The organism is Chryseobacterium ureilyticum (assembly GCF_900156735.1).
Taxonomy (GTDB): Bacteria; Bacteroidota; Bacteroidia; order Flavobacteriales; family Weeksellaceae; genus Chryseobacterium; species Chryseobacterium ureilyticum.
This window is the reverse complement of sequence record NZ_FTOL01000007.1, coordinates 147,489-166,358: the sequence shown is the minus strand read 5'-3', so window position 1 is coordinate 166,358 and position 18,870 is coordinate 147,489. Positions and strand designations below refer to the sequence as shown.

The following is an 18,870-nucleotide window of genomic DNA, read 5'->3' as shown; positions in this document are numbered from 1 at the left end:
ATGACTTGGGATGAAAAGATCAAAGATTTTGAAATATTTCTTCGCTTCGAAAGAAATTTTTCAGAAAACACTCTCGATGCCTATGTTCGGGACATCAAGAAATTAAAAGATTATGCAAAAGAAGATCTGGCAAACGTCGGTCCAGACTCTATTGGCTACGAAAACCTGCAGGAGTACATTTTCAATCTTTCTAAACAGAAATTCAGTGAGAGATCACAGGCAAGATGGATATCTTCCATCAAAGCTTTCTTCAAATTTCTGCTTGAGGATGAATATCGTGAAGACAATCCCGCAGCGTTACTTGAAGGTCCTAAATTAGGACTGTATCTACCTGATACTTTAAGCTTACCTGATATTAATAAAATTATTGCGGCAATTGAGGTCGATACGGATCTCGGAAGAAGAAACCACAGCATCATTGAAGTGCTTTATGGTTGCGGACTCCGTGTTTCTGAACTGATTGATCTTAAGATCTCCAATATCAACTTCAAGGAGCAATACATCAAAGTAAACGGAAAGGGAAACAAAACCCGTTTTGTTCCTTTGGCTGATTACACCGCTGAACTGCTGGAAAGTTATATTAAAGAGGTACGTTCTAAAGGAAAAATCAATAAGAAATATGAAGACACTTTGTTTTTAAACAGCCGTGGTACTTCCATGTCAAGAGTAATCGTATTCCTTATTATTAAAGAACTTACAGACAAAGCAGGAGTTAACAAAAAGATATCACCACATACATTCAGACATTCTTTTGCAACACATTTATTGCAGAATGGTGCAGATCTTCGTTATATTCAGGAAATGCTTGGACATTCAAGCATTACAACAACGGAAATCTATACACACCTGAAAACGGAAGAATTAAGAGACGTTATCTTGAGTTATCACCCAAGAAATATTAATGTTACTCAATAACATATGAAATTATTGAAATATTGCCCCAGCTGTGGCAAAGAAACTCTCCATTGGGATGGTGAAAAAAAATGGAGCTGTCCTGAATGTGGTTTTACACTTTACAATAACGTGGCAGGCGCTGTAGCGGTTGTTATAAGATGTGGTGATGAAATCTATCTTACAAGAAGAAACAGAGATCCTAAAAAAGGAAAACTGGATCTTGCCGGAGGATTCGTTGACCCTAAAGAAAGTGCAGAAGAAACCTGTAAAAGAGAGCTTTTTGAAGAACTTCAGCTGGATGTGGATATTTCAAAACTGAAATACCTTACAAGTCTTCCGAATGTTTATCAGTATAAAGAAATCGATTACAATACGATTGATCTCTTTTATGAGTATAATGTTTCGGAGAAATTTGAGGTAAGCCTTGAACTTTCAGAGATATCGGAAGCGGTATGGATTCCTTTAAAGGAACTCAACCTTGAGGATATTGCTTTTGATTCTCAGAAGAAGTTTTTTGAAGGTTATTTAAAGAAATAATTTTTGTAATAAAAGCTCCCGTAGATTTTGCAGATGATCGGATTATAAATTCTGATTAGTTTGTAAAATCTACGGGAGTTTTTTTATAGTACGAAACAGTTTTCCCACAGATTTCAAAGATCATCACAGAGTTTGTATAAAAGAATCTGTGCAATTCGTGAAATCTATGGGAATTATATTTTAACCTAATACGTTTTTGATTTCAACATTTCTTCAAAATATTGAATTAATAGCTTTCTTTCTGCTTGTGACAGATTAGCTTCTTTGTGGTAAACAATATAACCGGGTAATGGCATTGTTTTATGTTTAAGAGCTTCCATAGATCTATCCAGCATATTTTCTTTTAACTCCTTATTATAGGTCCCCCAAACAGAAAAATTAAGATGCTGACGACCATCATTCACATGACTTTTCACAGACCATGAAATAGGTGCTATAAAAGCATATTTAGGATATACAGTTTCATCAGAATGGCAATCGTAACAAGCGTTCCTAAGAATAGTGCTTATCTTTTCCGGAGTCTGTTTCATCTGAACAAAATTCACTTTGGAATCTACTGGTTTATTTACTCTATCAATTGGGAAAAACTGAATAAGAGCAAACGCTACAAGTGTCCAGAATACTATTTTCTTTACCGTCTTCATTATCCTATTTTACGGGAGTTATAATTGCATTATTGGATTTTATTTCTTTTTTCACATCCTGCTTTACCGATTCTTTTTCTTGTGCCGTAACAGGTGTATCTCCAGGTGGTACAGAAGCGGGAGCGGATGCCCCTTTAGGATTATCAAGAGTTCTAGTGTCTTTCAGATCCCATTCTTCCCTTGTTTCCCATAAGGCTCTTACAACTGCTTTTTTATAGAAAACATACGCGTCTTCAGCAAATGTTTCTGTAGTAAAGTCAGCTTCATCCCAATAATTATTCTCATTGTTATCTACTAAAATTCTTATAATATATTCAGCAGGTTTTAGGATGTCAAACTTCACTTTATCTCCTTTGGTGTATCTCTGATATACTACTTTTTCAGACTCATCCATAAGCTGAATCCAATATTTGGAAACAGGAGGATTCAAAAGAGTGAATTCCAGACTTCCGAATTCTTCTACTTTATCCACCTCGAAATCAAAACGTTTCGATTGTGTATTTTTAGCATAGAAAGAGGATACTGTTTCTTTTGGAATCGTAAGCTGATAATTTTTCCCACTTACAAAATCAGACTGCACATGAATCTGATATGGATTGGTTGTTGAAATCTTTGTTGTAAAAGGCAGAGTTGTCAAACTATCTCCTTTGATCGTAAGCGTCCATTTTGCTGGATCTATTTTATCAACAATGTAGTTGGATGCAATTTTAAAGTCAGACTTTGGAGCCAATGAACTTCCATTATTATCACTGAAGACATCCATCACATTTTTCTTGTTGTATTTATAGAATAAAGAAGCTGAATATATACTGTCCTTCTTCAATCCTTTATCATGACTGAAAACCAATTTTTCCGTAGTTTCCTGCCCTATATTATCCTTCACAGCATCAAACCAGATTCTTACAGAGTCTGATTTTGAACGGTGGGTTATTTTTACATCTTTGATTTTTTCATTAAGAGAAGCTACTTTTACTTCATCAGGATGTCCTTCAAATAACATAAGCACTCCTCCTGCAATTTCTTTCATCTCTGTATATTTCACAGGCTTTTTAGAAGGATAAACACTTAAGTTTAATCCTGAAACAGACTTTTCAATGTCTATAGCTTCTTTCTTAAATCCTATTTTCTCTTTTCCTGGATCATATACCGAATTTCCGTTTTCATCTTCGAAAGCGATTATTTTATATTTCCCTGGAGAAAGGTAATTCAGTTCATAGTAACCATCATCGTCTACTTTGGTAATATAGTAAGGCTTTTGTTTGTAGTTCATTGTATCTTTTACCTGATACAGCCCTACTACCAGCTTATTTTCATTGCTGCCGGCTTTCTTTTTGATCTGTAAAGCATCTTTTACCTCACCGCTAACGTAAGTATCATCTAATTTATCACCTGTAGAAAAAGCAAAATTGTAATAACGCAGAATATTAGATTCGTTATTATCAACGATTGAATTTCCGAAGTTAAAATTATAAGTAGTATTTGCCTGAAGAGTATCTGCCCATTGGATCAGAACAAATTTATTGGCAATATTAGAGGGAAGAATTCTCTTGATATTTTTAATTGGAGGTGAAATGATCAAGTTTTTATTGATGTCTTTTAAGGTAATGTATTCATCAAAATCCAGACGAAGCTCGTGGATATCTCTTTTTACATTTACTCTTGTAGTATCAATATTTGAACTTAAAAATCTTGGCGCCAATGTGTCTTTTGGTCCTCCGACAGGAGATCCTACCCTTGCACAAGAGTGCACAAGAAAGCTGATAACGAATAATAAAAGAAACCTTTTCATGAAAATGTTTAAGCAAAAATAAACATTATTCTCCAAAAACTTCGTGTCCGCTATTCAAACTATCTTTATTGTCATTCATTACAGTTTGAAGTTTCTCCTGCTGTAAAGGGAAATTCTCAAATAATCCTGATAATGCAAGTGCGGTATATACTTTTCCTGAATATTTATTCCCAATAGCTACAATGGTAACTTTGGACTTTAAAAGGTGAGCAAAAACAGAGTTTGTTCCATGCCACCATCCGTTGTGATACGTCAGTTTTTCACCGTTATCAAATATTTTCATTCTGAAACCTAAGCCATAATTGTTCATTCCGGCCTTTTCGTTGCTGTAAGGAGTAAATACCATTTGCATCAGTTCAGGCTTCAGGAAGTCTTTTGAGAACATTGCTTTCGAAAAATTATATAAATCTCTTGGTGTTGTATAAACGTTTTTATCTCCGTAAATAAGATCTAGCCTATCCAAAGGATACAGCTTATTTCCGCCATAATAGAAAGATTGTGAAGCTGTAGGAATATCTTTTTCCTGGAAGATATAAGAATTGTTCATTTTCAACGGTGTGAAAACCATTTCTTTCATTGCCTGCGGAAAAGGAGTCTTTGTTACTTTTTCAATCAGCAATGCCAATAAAGCAAAATTCGTATTACAATACATAAATCCAGTATCCGTATCTCTCGCCAATTCAGGTTTGTATTTGACAATCATATTCAAAACATCCTGATTGGTAATAAACGGTTTGGAAAGTTCTGCCGGAGCAGGTTGTATTTTCGTAATGAAGTATTCGTATTTTGGAAGACCACTTCTCTGATCCAATAAAGTCTGAACCGTCACATTAGGATAAGGAAAGCCGGGAAAAAACTGCGTAAGATGATCGGATAGCTTTATTTTTCCTGCTTCTACCAATTTCATCATCGCCATAGCCGTTAACGTTTTGGAAACGGAAGCAACATGTAATGGTGTATTTTTATCGATTGGCATCTGGTTACCTTCTCTTCCGAAGCCTCTATAATTTTCATATAGGATCTCGTCACCTTTGGCAACAAGAATTCCACCACTAAGATCACCACCTTCCCATACTTTTTTATAGTACTGGTCAATATAACCCGTCAATGACTCTTTATTGGAAAGCTGTCCGTCTGCTTTAGTAAAAACATTTCCTAAATCTACATTTCCATAATTGGGAAGATTGGTCGTGTTTTCAGCTGAAACCGCTTTGGATTCAGATTTATTTTTACAAGAAAAAAGAGATAAGACAACAGTTATAGTAAGTACAAAATTACGCATCCTCATTAGATTCAAAAATGAGCGGCAATTTAATAAAAGTCAAAAATAAATAGTAAATATGAGAGTGACATTATGAATTATTTAACATAAATAAAAAGAAAAGAGAAATGAAAAGGCGAATTTGCCTTTTTACAAATCCGCCTTTATACTATTTTGAAACTTTGTTTTGTCGGTTAAATCTACTGGCAATGTGAAGCAAGAATTTTATCCACAATAAACTGAGCCAGTTTTTCCTTACTCTGATGCGTCCACCCAGCAATATGCGGAGTAACAATTGCTTTTTCGGATTCCAAGAGATATTTTAAATCCTCATTTTCTGTTTCAAGGTTTTCAAAAGAAGACTTTTCGTATTCCAAAACATCTAAACATGCTCCTTTTACTTTCCCTGATTTCAGTGCTTCTACTAAACTTTTCGTTTTTACGTTTTTACCTCTTGCTGTATTCACGAAATAGAAGTCATTTTTCATCTCTGAAATGAATATTTCATCAACAAGGTAATTCGTTTCTGAAGTGAGAGGAATATGCAAGCTCAATACTTCTGCAGATTGCTTTAATTCATCCAATGTAACCTGCGTTGCAAATTCATCCGAAAGATTGGGAAGTATATCATGAAAGATCACTTTGCAACCAAAACCAGAAAGTCTTTTTGCTGTTGCTTTACCCATATTTCCATATCCTATCAATCCTACTGTTTTTCCAAGCAGCTCATCACCTCTGTTTTCTTCACGTTTCCAAATCCCGTTTTTCACCTCTTGAGAAGCAATAAAAAGTCTGTTCATGATCACCAACAACATTCCAACAACATGTTCCGCTACAGAATCCCGGTTTCCCTCCGGAGAATTGATCAACTGAATACCCAATGATTCTGCAACAGGAATATCAATATTTTCCATCCCTGCGCCTACCCTTGCAATAAACTTCAGATTCTTTCCTTTCTCAAGAAAGTTTTTGTCCAATGGAATACGGCTTCTGATGATAATCCCATCATAATTGTTGATTTTATCACAAACCTCATCGTAAGTAGACGTAAAATCTTCTTCTAAAATGAATTTTTTAGCCAGAAGCTGTTCGGTAATAAGGGGGTGGTTTTTATCTAAAAGGAGAATTTTCATTTTAATATAAAATTTAAGAATTAAAACATTCCGCTATTTAAAGATTGTAGTTGTTTTTTTCAACGCAAAGTCACGCAAAGATCAGAAATAACAAATGCTTTTAAGCTCGCAAAGGCGTTGGCACTCAGCAAAGTTTAAAAGCATTTGTTTCTATAAAATATCTTTTATTTTTTGTCGTTCTTCGGTTCCTGTGGCTCTTGGAATAATTTCTTAAGCTCTACAGATTCCAAAGGTTTCATTCTTCCTGAAAGAATTAATGAAAGTTCTTTTCTACGGAATGCTGCTGCATATCTTTCTTTTTCATCTTCTGTTTCCGGAACCATATCAGGGATAGGAATCGGACGGTTGAATTCATCTACTGCAACGAATGTATAAATCCCCGAGTTTGTGTGAATTTTTTTCTGATTAATCGGATCGTCAGACCATACATCCACATATACTTCCATAGAAGTTGAGAATGCTCTGGAAACCTTGGACTCCAATACAACAACTCCTCCTTCAGGAATTGGATGATTGAATGATACGTGATTTACTGAAGCCGTTACCACTCTTCTTTCACAGTGTCTAGCCGCAGAAATAGATGCACATCTGTCCATTTTTGCTAAAAGTTCACCACCAAAAAGATTTCTTAAAGAGTTTGTTTCGTTCGGAAGAACGATATTGGTCATGATGGTCAGAGATTCTGATGCTGTTTTTATTTTTGCCATTTATTCTTAGTGTTGTTTGGAACAGCCGGAGCAGGTTTTATTTGTTTTCCGGCAGGTTTTACCAATGAATCTTTCTTAAGGGAATCTGAAACTACAGTTCCAGGAGTATGTACTGTTACTTTCACAGTATCTTTTACAATTCTATGCGTAGAAGTCTGTACAGAAACTTTATTGAAGGACTTCTTACCAAAAAGAAGTTCCTGTTGGGTAAAAGCAAAGTACGCAATACCTAAGATCGGGATGATTAAAAGGAAAATCCAAAGAATCGTCTTCTTGAACTTATAATCCTTTTCACTATTTTCGGAGGTATTTACTTTTTCACCGTTATTAATATCGGAGAATCTGATCTCTTCCAGTCCATAAAAATCCGGACGTCCTGATTCTACTCTTTTTCCTTTGAAGTGTGTATTTCCTTCTTCAATGAAGATCGTTCCCAGGTTTTGAATTTCGAGAACCTGTTCTGCCTGAAGCTTTTTCTTCCAAAAATCAGTCTGTATCTTCAAATCACTTCTTGAAGCGTCTAAGGACATCTGTTTTTCTCTGGCGATAAAGGCGGTAAGATCTTCAGCCTGTACTTCATAGTCAATTGTAAATTCAATCTGGCTAGCCGGAGGTAAGATGCTTCCGTTTTCAGAATTGATAATTGCCTTAGAATTTTTCAGAGAAAACACGCCAAAGCCTGGAACCGTGACAGTTCCGAACTGTTTTAAATATTCTAAAATGTATGCTGAAATATTCATTTGGTGGCAAATTTATAACTTTTTCATGACTTTTGAAGATATTTAACTTATATAAAAAAAGACTGCCGAAACAGTCTCTTGAGTATTTTGTATTAAAATAGGTATACCTTTATTTAAACTTCTTCCTTAAGCTTAAGAATTATTAAAAAAGGGCAAAACTCCTAAAAAGTAAAATAGCATCTACAAATTCAAATATTTACCTAATTTAGTCTGTTAAAATTTCACCTTTTGCCTTAGCTGACTATTGTATTTTCCAGCTTATTCCAAACATAAAGTTCGTTCCTGCCTGTGCAAAATAAGAAGGACTTCCTTCATAAACAGATCCGTTGTTGACATATTTTTTATTAAACAGATTATTTACCAATAATTTCAATGCAATATCATTATTCCCTATCTTAAACTGATATTGTGCATTAAAATCTGTCAGGAAATAATCATTAAGCTTTAAATTCTGATCTTCAGTGTTATCCATATATTGCTTTCCAACATATTGATTTGTTAATGCAAACTGGAAATTCTGAGTTGGATTGAATTTTATTCCCAAGTTAGCAATAACATTTGGTGAAAACGAAATCTGTGTATTCCCTAAGCTTACCGGAACATCTGTACCCTGAATATTAAAATCCTGATTTCTGTTCTGGCTCAAGCTTACATTACCTGTAACTTCCCATTGTTTTGAAAGTTTTGCCAAAGCACCTACTTCAATACCTCTTCTGTAGCTTTTTCCTGAGTTTGTTCTGATAAATGCCCCCACATTATTAAGCTCTCCATTTAAAACCAACTGATTAACATAGTACATATAATAAAGGTTCGCTGTTAAAGATAAAAAGCCAAACTGTTTTTCTAAACCTGCTTCAAAATCGTGTAATTTTTCAGGTTTAACATCATTGTTTGCCATCAAATCTTCTCTGTTCGGCTCACGATGAGCATGTGCATAGGATAAAAATATTTTTCCACCATTGATTTTATAATTTACCCCTGCTTTTGGATTAAAGAACAGCCAATTCTTATCCAGATTTGCTCCTTCTTTATCTCCAGCCATAATGATCTTGGTATCGTAATTAATACTTCTAAGCTGTAAATCTCCGAAGAATTCAAAGTTATCCATTCTGAATAAAGCCTTTGCAAAACCAGACACTTCATTTTTCACAGAGCGATTTCGGTAGTACTCACTTTCATCAATCTGTGGAAAAAACACACCGGTAACATTTCCATAGTGTCTTCCATAATATTGATTTGCTACAGCTCCAAAATTCAAATCAAGATTTTCAAACTTTCCGTAAAGCGTTGAAACAACTCCGTAAAAGTCATTATTCAACATTTTTTTTCTGATAAAATCTGAATATTTAATGGTTTCTCCGCCTTCTATAATATTGGGTAAGTTATATTTTGAAAAAGCATAACCTTGTTTGTAATTGTCATAATATCCTCTTCCTTTTGTATAATGAAAAGTTGTTTCAAGATTCCAGCGGTCAGTGAATTTCTGTTCCCAAAGTAACTGATAATGATTCTGTCTGTAATTATCCGTCTCGTTATCATAGAAACCTATAACATTTTTATAATCTGCATCATAAATTGCTCCTGAAGCATTGAATTTAGGATTTGTTTCCAGCATTTCTTTACTGATTCCGTTCCATGCCTGGTACGTTTTTTCCTTTCCTCCAAAAGCCATTACACGGATTTTAGTATTTCCTTCTTCAAATAAAGCCGTAAAATTGTAAGAATGTAAATCTGAAAAAGCTCTGTCTATATACCCATCAGAATGAATGCGCGTATACCTTCCCATTACGGAAAGACGGTTTTTCCAGAATTTCCCGGAACCTACTTCTGCAGAATATTTATAAGTATTAAAAGATCCGTAACTATCATCTGTTTTGAAATAAAACTTCTCCTCAGGCTCTTTTGAAATGACATTGATACTTGCTCCAAATGCAGAAACACCATTATTAGAAGTTCCCACTCCTCTTTGAATGACAATCTGTGAAGCAGAACTCGTTAAATCCGGAACATTCACAAAAAAGGTTCCCTGGCTTTCAGAGTCATTGTAAGGAACTCCATTCATCATTACATTGATTGCCGATCCAGATACTCCACGAATTCTAAATCCAGTATATCCTACTCCATTTCCTGCATCTGATGTAGAAATAATTGAAGTTTGATTTTTTAAAAGAATAGGAAGATCCTGCCCCAAGTTTCTGCTGTCTAAATCTTTCTGAACATTAATAATTTCCTTAGCAACAGGAAGTCTTTTAGTAAAGTTTACCGCTTCTATTTCCCTGATCTTCAGAGAATCTTTATTCTGAGCCTGGATAAAGGCTACGGAGGCTACACTTAGCCCTAAAAAAAATAATCCTTTCATTCTATAAATCTTTAACATTTAATGAATAAAAGGGGATCGATAAGATATTATACAAATTCAACTCTTACTAGAGTCTACGTCCCTAAACAGCATTACCTGTTCCAGGTTCAGTGGGTATAATCTCAGCCTGTTAAAGCACCCCTTTATTTCAGCCGCGAAATTACAAAAAATATATGAGATGGTGATGTTTTCGGGATACAGAGTTCGGGATGCGAGGTATTTGGTTACGAGACGATAAGAAAAGCTTTTATAGGAAGGTTTTGTTATATGAAAAAATTGGAGTTATAAAACCTTTATGAGTAGTGAGTAATCATCAATTACCGTTTAGTATGTTTTATTATTTGCGTCAATATAATAGTAATTTTTCCCGTCTTTGGTTACTTCAAACATCTTTCCCAGCTTCCAGCTGAAATTTCTTTTAATGTTTGCATATTCAAAGGGAATAATAATTTTATTATTAACATCAATGACTCCGAATTTATCATTGTTAGAAGCCACAATCATCGGATCAGCAACATCATCTCCTTCCATGATGTAGAGATATTGATACTGTGGATAAATCTGATATTGCCTATAGTCCGCAGCATTCACAAAGGTTGCTTTTTCAATAATCCCATAGAACCCATTCAAAATATAAGCCTGAAATAACTGGTGTTTGTATTCTGCAAACTTACACTTCCCAAGATCGACATCCTTAAACTGATAAACTCTTTTTCCGGACTGATCCACACGATAGGAAATCATGTCTTTTTCTACAGTAGCATAATCTCCTGTTCCAAATTTTCTGACTTTTTCATTGGGAGAATTCAGCAGGTTACAATCTTCATAAAAGAATACAGCAATATGATATTCAGGTTGAATAATGAATTTTCCGTTTTGATTAATGTATCCGAACTTATCACCTTTCTTTTTAGGGATCAGCAAAGGAAGGTCTTTGTTCAAAACCACGAGATCAGGATTGGGCTTGGATACCACATTTCCTTTTTTCATCGAGGTCTTCACCGTGTTTTTCACTCCGATTTTCTTAGTAGATTTTGACTGTGAAAAAACGGAAATCGAAATAAAAACGAACAAAACATTCAGGATATTTTTCATATTCATCATTTGTTTGCAAAAATACGACCAAAAATAGATATTATAAAATTCATATTTATAAAGAATCTAAATAATTTAACTCTCATAAAAAATTAAAAATTCGTAATTTTGGGGAACAATTTGAATTAGTAAATAATTTTAAAAACTTTAAAAGAAAGACGTAGGCTATACTCTCTTTGGCTGGTTCATATTGCATTCCAAAATGCAAGAACTCAAATTGTTATTAAATTGGATCGGTAAAGGAGAAATGACAGTTTTCACAACTGTTGTATACATCTACTCTGAAAAGTGAAAGACTTCTATTATGAATATTTATAAGGATTACATCAAAGAGATTGAAGAAAGAAAAGACCAGGGGCTTCATCCAAAGCCAATTGATGGTGCTGAATTACTAAGCGAAATTATTGCACAGATTAAGGATTCAGACAATGCAGACAGGGCAGACTCTCTTAAATTTTTCATTTATAACACCTTACCGGGAACAACAAGCGCAGCAAGCGTAAAAGCTAAATTCTTAAAGGAGATCATTCTAGGTGAATCTGTAGTAGAAGAAATATCTCCTGCATTTGCTTTCGAATTATTATCTCACATGAAAGGAGGTAAATCAATCGAAGTATTATTAGATCTGGCTTTAGGTAACGATGCTGACATTGCTAAACAAGCTGCAGAAGTTCTTAAAACTCAGGTTTTCCTTTACGAAGCAGATACTACCCGTCTAAAAGAAACATACAACAGCGGTAGTGAGATCGCAAAAGAAATCTTAGAAAGCTATGCACAAGCTGAATTCTTCACTAAACTTCCTGAAGTTGCAGAAGAAATTAAAGTAGTTACTTTCATCGCTGGTGAAGGAGACATTTCAACAGATTTACTTTCCCCGGGTAACCAGGCGCACTCAAGATCAGACCGTGAACTTCATGGGAAGTGTATGATCACTCCTCAAGCTCAGGAAGAAATCAAAGCTTTACAGGCTCAACATCCTGATGCAAGCGTTATGCTTATTGCAGAAAAAGGAACAATGGGTGTAGGTTCATCCAGAATGTCAGGAGTAAACAACGTAGCTTTATGGACTGGTAAACAAGCAAGCCCATATGTGCCATTCGTAAACATTGCTCCAATCGTAGGAGGAACAAATGGTATTTCTCCAATCTTCCTTACAACAGTAGACGTTACCGGAGGTATTGGTATCGACCTTAAAAACTGGGTAAAGAAAGTAGATGAAAACGGAAATGTAGTTCGTAATGAAGCTGGTGATGTAGTTCTTGAAGAAGCTTATTCTGTAGCTACAGGAACGGTTTTAACTATTAATACAAAAGAAAAGAAATTATATAACGGAGATCAGGAACTGATTGACCTTACGAAGTCTTTCACTCCACAAAAGATGGAGTTCATCAAAGCTGGTGGATCTTACGCAATCGTATTCGGTAAGAAATTACAGACATTTGCAGCTCAGACTTTAGGTGTTGAAGCTCCTGTAGTTTTTGCTCCATCAAAAGAGATTTCTCATGAAGGACAAGGTCTTACAGCAGTTGAAAAAATCTTCAACAGAAATGCGGTAGGAACTACACCAGGAAAAGTATTACACGCTGGTTCTGACGTTCGTGTACAGGTAAACATCGTTGGTTCACAGGATACAACAGGTCTTATGACTTCTCAGGAGCTTGAATCAATGGCGGCTACTGTAATTTCTCCAGTTGTTGACGGTGCTTACCAATCAGGTTGTCACACTGCTTCAGTTTGGGATAAAAAAGCTCAGGCGAACATTCCTAAGCTAATGAAATTCATGAACGATTTCGGATTGATCACTGCACGTGACCCGAAAGGTGAATATCACGCTATGACAGACGTTATTCACAAAGTTCTTAACGATATCACTGTAGACGAGTGGGCGATCATCATCGGTGGTGACTCTCACACAAGAATGTCTAAAGGAGTTGCTTTCGGAGCTGACTCTGGAACTGTTGCTCTTGCATTAGCTACAGGAGAGGCTTCTATGCCAATCCCGGAATCTGTAAAAGTAACTTTCAAAGGTGAGATGAAACCTCACATGGATTTCCGTGATGTAGTACATGCTACTCAGGCTCAGATGTTGAAGCAATTCGGTGGAGAGAATGTATTCCAGGGAAGAATCATTGAGGTTCACATCGGAACACTTCCTGCTGACCAGGCATTTACATTTACAGACTGGACTGCTGAAATGAAGGCTAAAGCATCTATCAACATTTCTGAAGACAATACTCTAATTGAATCATTGGAAATTGCTAAAGGCAGAATCCAGATCATGATCGATAAAGGAATGGATAACCATAACAAAGTTCTTCAGGGATTAATTGACAAAGCGAATAAGAGAATTGAGGAAATCAGATCAGGTGAAAAACCAGCTCTTACTCCTGATTCAAATGCTAAATATTACGCTGAAGTTGTTGTAGATCTTGACGTAATCGTAGAACCTATGATTGCTGACCCAGACGTAAACAACGATGATGTTTCTAAGAGATATACCCACGATACCATCAGAGATCTTTCTTATTACGGTGGTGAGAAAAAAGTAGACCTTGGTTTCGTAGGATCTTGTATGGTTCACAAAGGAGACCTTAAGATCGTTTCTCAGATGTTGAAAAACCTTGAAAAACAAAATGGTAAAGTAGAGTTTAGCGCTCCTCTTGTAGTAGCAGCTCCTACTTACAACATCATTGACGAGTTAAAAGCTGAAGGTGACTGGGAATTATTAGAAAAATATTCAGGTTTTGAATTTAATGACAATGCTCCAAAAGGTGAAGCTCGTACAGAATACGAAAACGTAATGTACCTTGAGCGTCCTGGATGTAACCTTTGTATGGGTAACCAGGAAAAAGCAGCTAAAGGAGATACTGTTTTAGCTACTTCAACGCGTCTATTCCAAGGAAGAGTAGTAGAAGATTCTGAACGTAAAAAAGGAGAATCTCTATTGGCATCAACTCCGGTTGTTGTTCTTTCTGCGATCATCGGAAGAATTCCAAGCATTGAAGAATATAAAGCAGCTGTTGAAGGAATTGACCTGACAACTTTTGTACCTTCTATCAAGGAATTAACAAGCACAAGTGCTCACTAATAGCATTCATCAGTAAGTCGCAAGACTATTGAAAATCATATCAATGGAAGATTTTAGATCCAAAAGGACTAAAATCTTCCATTTTTTGTTTAGAATCGTTCTATTTTACTTTAAATACGATTTTTTTCTGAGAAAATGAAGAAAATAGAATCTATTTTTTCTTAAATTGAAAGTTATAAAATCTCTTGATTTTAGAATCAAAACTGCCCTATTTATAGATTATAGGAACATTTTTTGATATTTAAAAAACGATTTTTCTCTTTTAAAATATCAGAGAAAGAAACAATAACGGAAAAAGAACAAAACTAAATACGATATGACTTTTGATATTGATATGATCAAAAAGGTGTACGAGCGTTACCCTGAAAGAATTGCAGCAGCAAGACAAATCGTGGGAAAACCTCTTACCCTTTCAGAAAAAATTCTTTACACCCACCTTTGGGAAGGAAATGCTACACAAGCATATGAAAGAGGAAACTCTTATGTAGATTTTGCACCGGATAGAGTAGCTATGCAGGATGCAACAGCACAGATGGCACTTTTACAGTTCATGCAAGCTGGAAAAACTAAAGTTGCTGTTCCTTCAACAGCTCACGCGGATCACCTGATCCAGGCGAAAGTAGGCGCTGATAAAGATCTACAGGAAGGTATCAACAAAAACTCTGAGGTGTTCAACTTCTTAAGTTCTGTATGTGATAAATACGGAATTGGGTTCTGGAAGCCTGGAGCAGGTATCATTCACCAGGTTGTATTGGAAAACTATGCTTTCCCTGGAGGAATGATGATTGGAACCGACTCTCATACAGTAAATGCCGGAGGACTAGGAATGGTTGCCATTGGTGTAGGTGGTGCTGATGCAGTAGATGTAATGGCAGGAATGGCTTGGGAGCTTAAAATGCCAAAACTTATCGGAGTTAAATTAACCGGAAAAATGAACGGTTGGACTTCTGCTAAAGATGTCATCTTAAAAGTAGCAGGAATTCTTACTGTAAAAGGAGGTACAGGATGTATCGTAGAATACTTCGGTGAAGGTGCGGAATCTCTTTCTGCGACTGGTAAAGGTACCATCTGTAATATGGGTGCTGAAATCGGAGCTACTACTTCTACTTTCGGTTACGATGATTCAATGAGAAGATATCTTGCAGCTACAGGAAGACAAGATGTGGTAGATGCCGCTGATAAAATTGCTGAGCACTTAACAGGTGATGCTGAAGTATATGCAAATCCGGAACAATATTTCGATCAATTAATAGAAATTAACCTTTCTGAACTTACTCCACACTTAAACGGACCTTTCACTCCGGACTTAGCCACTCCTGTTGCTGAATTCAAAGCTAAAGCTGAGGCTAACGGATGGCCATTAGAAGTTGAATGGGCGCTTATCGGTTCTTGTACCAACTCTTCTTATGAAGATTTATCAAGAGCTGCTTCTATCGTAGAAGATGCTGTATCAAAAGGAGTAAAACCTAAAGCAATTTTAGGAATCAACCCAGGTTCTGAGCAGGTGAAATTCACAGCGGAAAGAGACGGTTTCTTAGATTCATTCAGAAAATTTGAAAACGCAAGAATCTTTACCAATGCTTGTGGACCATGTATCGGACAATGGGACAGAGAAGGCGCTGAAAAAGGAGAGAAAAACTCCATCATCCACTCTTTCAACAGAAACTTTGCGAAAAGAGCTGACGGTAACCCAAATACCCATGCATTCGTAGCTTCTCCTGAAATGGTAGCTGCTGTAGCAATCTCAGGTAGATTAGATTTCAACCCGATTACTGATACTTTAACGAATGAAGCAGGTGAACAAGTAAAACTTAACGAGCCTAAAGGTTTCGAACTTCCTTCAAAAGGATTTGCCGTAGACGACAACGGATATCAGGCTCCATCTGAAGATGGTTCCAGCGTTGTAGTAAACGTAAGCCCTACTTCAGACAGACTTCAGTTATTAGAAGAATTCCCAGCTTGGGACGGTAAAAATATTACAGGAGCTAAAGTATTGATCAAAGCTTTCGGAAAATGTACTACCGACCACATCTCTATGGCTGGACCATGGTTGAAATACAGAGGTCACCTTGACAATATTTCCAACAACATGTTAATTGGAGCTGTAAATGCTTATAACATGGAAACAAACCACGTTAAAAATGAATTAACAGGTGAATACGGAGAAGTTCCTGCTGTACAAAGATCTTACAAAGCTGCTGGTGTTCCAACCATCGTTGTAGGAGACCAAAACTATGGTGAAGGTTCTTCAAGAGAGCATGCTGCCATGGAGCCTAGACACCTTGGTGTAAAAGCTGTATTGGTAAAATCATTTGCGAGAATCCACGAAACAAACCTTAAAAAACAAGGAATGCTTGGAATCACGTTCGCTAATGAAGCTGATTACGATAAAATCCTGGAAGATGACACCGTTAACTTCTTAGATCTTGATCAGTTTGCTCCAGGAAAACAATTGACTTTAGAATTCGTCCACAAAGACGGAACTAAAGATATCATCATGGCAAACCATACTTATAACGACCAACAGATCGATTGGTTCAAAGCTGGTTCTGCTCTGAACTTGATTAAGCAACAAGAAAAATAAAAATTAATTGTTAGATCGATTAATTATAAAAGGCGACTTCTATTGAAGCCGTCTTTTTTGTTTTTATTATTATTAAAATGATTATTTATCTGAATTCCAGTACCACTATAAGAATTCAATAGGAGCAGGCTTTAGTATATTTTTATAATCAATAACAATTCCAATGGCTTTAACCAAAACCTAAAAAATCTGCTCAATCTCCAAAATCTGCGTGATTTTTTATTTCTCGCGGATTTTGCTGATGCTGCAGATTATTACTGAAGAAACAGTTCTAAATCTTATAATTTTTAAAAACCTATAAGGTTTGAATTGCTCTCCTAATCTATTTCAATTTCTCTAAAAGACTAGACCTATAGCTATCTCCTATCGGAATTTCCTGTTCTGATAACATCAGCTTTTTAGCTCCAATACTTTTGACTTTATCCAGATTTATGATAAAAGATTTATGAATTCTTACAAACCTCTCAGAAAGCTGATTTTCCATAGATTTAAGGGTATCCAGAACAATATATTCTTCTCCGGCAGTTCGAATATTCACATAGTCTTTAATACTTTCAATATAAAGGATTTCATTAAAGTTAATACGATGCTGCTGTCCTGATGATTTAACGAAGAAATGAGACTCTTCTTCCTGAAAAGAAAATCTTTCCATAGCCTTCATTGCACTTTTTTGAAATCGGTCAAAAGAAATGGGCTTCAGAAGATAATCAATAATATTATGCTCATAGCCTTCCAATGCATATTCCGAATAAGCTGTTGTTAAAATATACTTTTGCTTAGCTCCTACAATCTTCATAAAATTGATTCCTGTAAGCTCCGGCATCTGAATATCGAGAAAGATAAGATCCGAGTCATGAGTCTGAATATATTCTAATGCCTCAATAGGGTTTTCTGTGGAAAAAACCAGCTCAAGAAAAGGTATTTTCTGTACATACTGCTCAAGAAGTGAAATAGCCAGAGGCTCATCATCAACGATAATACATTTTATTTTATTCATTTCGTAAATCAATTTTTAAATCTACAACAAATTCAGTTTCGGAGTCTTTGATATTCAGTTTATGTTTAGGATATAAAATTTCCAGTCTTTTCTTCACATTTTGGATACCAATTCCGGAAACAGAATCTTTCATCTTTTCTTTTTTAAAATTTAAAAGGTAGAAATGCAATACTTTATTCTGATCAGAAATTTTAAGTTCAAAACCTTTGTTCCGAAAATCTCCATGTTTAAAAGCATTTTCCACAAATGGAACCAGCAACATCGGTGAAATAGCAAGATGAGGGTGTTGAATATTTTTATCAATAGTAATCAGTTCCGGATTTCTAATCCTAAGTTTTTCAAGTTCAGTTAAGCTGTCGATATAACCAATTTCTTTATCCAAAGAAATAAAGTCTTTTTCAAGATCTTTAGTACTGTATCTCAATAGCTGTCCCAACTCTTCGATAGCAGGCAAAGCCTTATCAGATTTCTGATATACCAAGGAATAAATATTATTGAGTGTATTAAAAATGAAATGGGGATTAATCTGAGTTTTTAAAGCTTTCAATTCGGCATTTTTCTTTTGCTCTGCCAGTTGCATTCTTTCTTCATTCAGGTTTGAATATATTTTGAACAAACAAAAAACAGTGCTAATGAAAATAGAAGTCACACTATTATAAATATTATCAAAGAAATAATACCCGAAATTGGTTCCTTCAGGATAGTTACTTATTCCCAAAAAATAAGGTAATAAAACCTCCTCTACAAAGTAACGTATCAAAACAAAGAATGTTACGCTGATAGAAAAGCCCATAATTGCTTTGTACAGTTTATTAATATCAAAAAATCTGGGAACGATAAAGAAGAAATTAAAGTAAAAGCATATTAAACTAGTCAACAGATAGGTCAGTTCAAATTCAATATACCCTTTTTTATAAACAAACTCAGGAACTATAATGGTTCCTACTAAAAACATGCTCCAATAGAAGACATGCAGAAAAAGTAATTGTTTTTGTTTCATAGCACAAAAATAATTGATCCGCACAATCAAAAGCCCAATTTT

Annotated in this window: 14 protein-coding genes; 4 read left to right on the top strand and 10 right to left on the bottom strand. The window is 35.4% G+C overall.

Annotated elements, in window-relative coordinates; translation table 11 throughout:
* Both xerD and BW983_RS17975 read left to right on the top strand, forming a co-directional pair.
* On the top strand, positions 1-915 hold the full coding sequence (xerD, locus tag BW983_RS17980) for a site-specific tyrosine recombinase XerD (RefSeq protein ID WP_076553260.1): 915 nt from the start codon (positions 1-3) through the stop codon (positions 913-915).
* Positions 916-918: 3 nt separating this feature from the next.
* Positions 919-1,431, top strand: coding sequence for an NUDIX hydrolase (locus tag BW983_RS17975; RefSeq protein ID WP_076553259.1), 513 nt, complete (start codon positions 919-921; stop codon positions 1,429-1,431).
* 185 nt (positions 1,432-1,616) lie between these two features.
* On the opposite strand, the gene BW983_RS17970 is transcribed toward BW983_RS17975, so the two are convergent.
* From BW983_RS17970 to BW983_RS17935, 8 genes are all read right to left on the bottom strand, one after another.
* Entirely contained in the window at positions 1,617-2,075 is a 459-nt protein-coding gene (locus BW983_RS17970; RefSeq protein WP_076553258.1) for a heme-binding domain-containing protein, read from the bottom strand.
* Positions 2,076-2,079: 4 nt separating this feature from the next.
* Entirely contained in the window at positions 2,080-3,864 is a 1,785-nt protein-coding gene (locus BW983_RS17965) for an Ig-like domain-containing domain (protein ID WP_076553257.1), read from the bottom strand.
* A 25-nt stretch (positions 3,865-3,889) separates the two neighbouring features.
* Positions 3,890-5,152, bottom strand: a complete 1,263-nt coding sequence (locus BW983_RS17960; RefSeq protein ID WP_084184573.1) for a serine hydrolase domain-containing protein — start codon at positions 5,150-5,152, stop codon at positions 3,890-3,892.
* Positions 5,153-5,325: 173 nt separating this feature from the next.
* Entirely contained in the window at positions 5,326-6,258 is a 933-nt protein-coding gene (locus BW983_RS17955; RefSeq protein ID WP_076553255.1) for a 2-hydroxyacid dehydrogenase, read from the bottom strand.
* 164 nt (positions 6,259-6,422) lie between these two features.
* Positions 6,423-6,965, bottom strand: a complete 543-nt coding sequence (locus tag BW983_RS17950) for an acyl-CoA thioesterase (RefSeq protein ID WP_076553254.1) — start codon at positions 6,963-6,965, stop codon at positions 6,423-6,425.
* Complete coding sequence (locus BW983_RS17945) at positions 6,953-7,705, bottom strand: HU domain-containing protein (protein WP_076553253.1); 753 nt, start codon at positions 7,703-7,705, stop codon at positions 6,953-6,955. The genes BW983_RS17950 and BW983_RS17945 overlap by 13 nt, the downstream gene beginning before the upstream one ends.
* Before the next feature lie 241 nt (positions 7,706-7,946).
* Positions 7,947-10,064 carry a TonB-dependent receptor gene (locus BW983_RS17940; protein WP_076553332.1) on the bottom strand — a complete coding sequence of 706 codons (2,118 nt, stop codon included), beginning with the start codon at positions 10,062-10,064 and terminating at the stop codon, positions 7,947-7,949.
* A 324-nt stretch (positions 10,065-10,388) separates the two neighbouring features.
* Complete coding sequence (locus tag BW983_RS17935) at positions 10,389-11,159, bottom strand: WG repeat-containing protein (protein ID WP_076553331.1); 771 nt, start codon at positions 11,157-11,159, stop codon at positions 10,389-10,391.
* Positions 11,160-11,463: 304 nt separating this feature from the next.
* Between BW983_RS17935 and BW983_RS17930 the strand changes: the two genes are divergently transcribed.
* Complete coding sequence (locus BW983_RS17930) at positions 11,464-14,247, top strand: bifunctional aconitate hydratase 2/2-methylisocitrate dehydratase (protein ID WP_076553252.1); 2,784 nt, start codon at positions 11,464-11,466, stop codon at positions 14,245-14,247.
* 316 nt (positions 14,248-14,563) lie between these two features.
* Positions 14,564-16,831, top strand: coding sequence for an aconitate hydratase (locus BW983_RS17925; RefSeq protein ID WP_076553251.1), 2,268 nt, complete (start codon positions 14,564-14,566; stop codon positions 16,829-16,831).
* 322 nt (positions 16,832-17,153) lie between these two features.
* On the opposite strand, the gene BW983_RS17920 is transcribed toward BW983_RS17925, so the two are convergent.
* Together BW983_RS17920 and BW983_RS17915 are read right to left on the bottom strand one after the other, a co-directional pair.
* A complete protein-coding gene (locus BW983_RS17920; RefSeq protein ID WP_076553250.1) occupies positions 17,154-17,828 on the bottom strand; it encodes a LytR/AlgR family response regulator transcription factor in 675 nt (224 codons plus the stop codon).
* The gene (locus tag BW983_RS17915; RefSeq protein ID WP_076553249.1) at positions 17,821-18,828 is read right to left on the bottom strand and encodes a sensor histidine kinase; all 1,008 of its coding nucleotides are present in this window, start codon (positions 18,826-18,828) and stop codon (positions 17,821-17,823) included. The genes BW983_RS17920 and BW983_RS17915 overlap by 8 nt, the downstream gene beginning before the upstream one ends.
* Between the last annotated feature and the right edge of the window lie 42 nt (positions 18,829-18,870).

Bases quoted from the DNA above. Each gene is read 5' to 3' on its own strand.
- xerD (WP_076553260.1), top strand. From the start codon at position 1: ATGACTTGGGATGAAAAGATCAAAGATTTTGAAATATTTCTTCGCTTC.
- BW983_RS17975 (WP_076553259.1), top strand. From the start codon at position 919: ATGAAATTATTGAAATATTGCCCCAGCTGTGGCAAAGAAACTCTCCAT.
- BW983_RS17970 (WP_076553258.1), bottom strand. From the start codon at position 2,075: ATGAAGACGGTAAAGAAAATAGTATTCTGGACACTTGTAGCGTTTGCT.
- BW983_RS17965 (WP_076553257.1), bottom strand. From the start codon at position 3,864: ATGAAAAGGTTTCTTTTATTATTCGTTATCAGCTTTCTTGTGCACTCT.
- BW983_RS17960 (WP_084184573.1), bottom strand. From the start codon at position 5,152: ATGAGGATGCGTAATTTTGTACTTACTATAACTGTTGTCTTATCTCTT.
- BW983_RS17955 (WP_076553255.1), bottom strand. From the start codon at position 6,258: ATGAAAATTCTCCTTTTAGATAAAAACCACCCCCTTATTACCGAACAG.
- BW983_RS17950 (WP_076553254.1), bottom strand. From the start codon at position 6,965: ATGGCAAAAATAAAAACAGCATCAGAATCTCTGACCATCATGACCAAT.
- BW983_RS17945 (WP_076553253.1), bottom strand. From the start codon at position 7,705: ATGAATATTTCAGCATACATTTTAGAATATTTAAAACAGTTCGGAACT.
- BW983_RS17940 (WP_076553332.1), bottom strand. From the start codon at position 10,064: ATGAAAGGATTATTTTTTTTAGGGCTAAGTGTAGCCTCCGTAGCCTTT.
- BW983_RS17935 (WP_076553331.1), bottom strand. From the start codon at position 11,159: ATGAAAAATATCCTGAATGTTTTGTTCGTTTTTATTTCGATTTCCGTT.
- BW983_RS17930 (WP_076553252.1), top strand. From the start codon at position 11,464: ATGAATATTTATAAGGATTACATCAAAGAGATTGAAGAAAGAAAAGAC.
- BW983_RS17925 (WP_076553251.1), top strand. From the start codon at position 14,564: ATGACTTTTGATATTGATATGATCAAAAAGGTGTACGAGCGTTACCCT.
- BW983_RS17920 (WP_076553250.1), bottom strand. From the start codon at position 17,828: ATGAATAAAATAAAATGTATTATCGTTGATGATGAGCCTCTGGCTATT.
- BW983_RS17915 (WP_076553249.1), bottom strand. From the start codon at position 18,828: ATGAAACAAAAACAATTACTTTTTCTGCATGTCTTCTATTGGAGCATG.